The 455-nt window shown below is 64.6% G+C and carries 1 protein-coding gene; it reads left to right on the top strand.

Going from position 1 to position 455, the window contains the following annotated elements; translation table 11 throughout:
* Positions 1–455, top strand: a 455-nt coding sequence (locus RAD04_RS38485) for an ATP-binding protein (protein WP_461627942.1), incomplete at both ends; no start/stop codon positions are given.

The following is a 455-nucleotide window of genomic DNA, read 5'->3' as shown; positions in this document are numbered from 1 at the left end:
GCGCATTCGACCTCCGAGGTTGCGGAAGGTTTCAACCTCGCCAAGGCCGAGGCCAAGGCCTCGTTCGGCGATGACCGCGTCTTCGTCGAAAAGTTCATCGTCGATCCCCGCCACATCGAGATCCAGGTGCTGGGCGACAAGCACGGCAACGTCGTCTATCTCGGCGAGCGCGAATGCTCGATCCAGCGCCGCAACCAGAAGGTCATCGAGGAGGCGCCGTCGCCGCTGCTCGACGAGGCCACGCGCCGCAAGATGGGCGAGCAGGCCGTCGCGCTGGCCAAGGCCGTGAATTACGACTCCGCCGGCACCGTCGAGTTCGTCGCGGGGCAGGACAAGAGCTTCTACTTCCTGGAGATGAACACACGTCTCCAGGTCGAACATCCCGTCACCGAGCTCGTCACCGGCATCGACCTCGTCGAGCAGATGATCCGCGTTGCCGCCGGCGAGAAGCTCGG

The sequence above is a fragment of the Bradyrhizobium sp. 25ACV genome, from assembly GCF_054863005.1.
This window is presented reverse-complemented; position numbering and strand designations above follow the sequence as displayed.